General features: G+C 60.0%; 2 protein-coding genes and 1 pseudogene. 2 read left to right on the forward strand and 1 reads right to left on the reverse strand.

What is annotated here, in order from left to right; all coding sequences use genetic code 11:
• A partial coding sequence (locus ACX12L_RS22930; RefSeq protein ID WP_459264571.1) for an IS3 family transposase occupies nucleotides 1-624 on the forward strand: 624 nt, incomplete at its 5' end.
• Nucleotides 584-796, forward strand: coding sequence for an IS3 family transposase (locus ACX12L_RS22935; RefSeq protein WP_459264572.1), 213 nt, complete (start codon nucleotides 584-586; stop codon nucleotides 794-796). The genes ACX12L_RS22930 and ACX12L_RS22935, both read left to right, overlap by 41 nt.
• A 198-nt stretch (nucleotides 797-994) precedes the next feature.
• On the opposite strand, the pseudogene ACX12L_RS22940 reads toward ACX12L_RS22935, so the two are convergent.
• A pseudogene (locus ACX12L_RS22940) lies at nucleotides 995-1,112 on the reverse strand (IS5/IS1182 family transposase); the annotation flags it as partial.

Below are 1,112 nucleotides of genomic sequence, written 5' to 3' on the forward strand. Positions count from 1 at the left end.
CGATTCGCCCTAGCGCGCAGCACGTTCTACTACCAGTGCCAGGCGACCCAGCGCGCCGACCAGCAATGCGTCATGGAAGCCAGAATTCGCACTGTCTATGACGAGCACAAGGGCCGCTACGGATACCGGCGGATCACGGCAGCGCTGTGCAATTCAATGGCCGAGCCGGTCAACCACAAGTGGGTGCAGCGTCTGATGCAAAAGATGGGGCTGCGTGCGTTGATCCGGGCGAAGAAGCGCTCCTGGCATGTCCCGGGCACGAGCGATGCGCACGTACCCAACGTTCTGCAGCGCGACTTCTGCGCGACCGCGCCGAACCAGAAATGGGCAACCGATGTCACCGAGTTCAATGTAAGCGGCCACAAGCTCTACCTGTCGGCCTGCATGGACCTGTACAACGGCGAGATCGTCGCGTACCGCATGGCAAGGCGGCCGGTCTTCGAGATGGTTTCCAGCATGCTTGAGGCCGCGCTCTCGCGGACCAGTTGCGCTGCCGGCCTGATCGTGCATTCCGACCAAGGTTGGCACTACAAGATGCAGCCCTACCGAGCGATGCGTCGTGCGACGCGGAGTCAAGCAAAGCATGAGCCGCAAGGGCAACTGCTTCGACAACGCGGCGATTGAAAACTTCTTCGGCACCCTGAAAGCCGAGTACTTCCATCTCGAAAGGCCCGACAGCATTGATACGCTCGAAGCGGGTGTGCATGATTACGTCCACTACTACAACCACGAGCGCATCAAGCTCGGGCTGCAGGGGCTCAGTCCGGTGGAGTACCGATTGAGAAGCCCCGCCTGATCGGCGGAATCGTGACCGTCCAGCTTCTGGGGGGCAGTTCACTTTCGCGGAGGCTCCCTCGTTTGAGAACGATGGAGCCATCATGAGGAAGTCCGTGAAGTTTTCGCCGGAGGTTCGCGAGCGAGCGGTGCGCATGGTGTTCGAGCACCGAGCTTCTCACATCCTCGGGGAGACTTTGAACAGGCTCTAAGAACCTGTTTACGATCTCCTGAGTAGCAACGCCAAGAACGCCAAGTGGATGAACTGCAGGCTGGTGTTGAGCAGGCGCTCGCAGTTCTTCCACAGCCTGCGGTTCTTCTCCAGCCAGGCAAAGCTG

It is taken from the genome of Alicycliphilus sp. T452 (assembly GCF_054512775.1).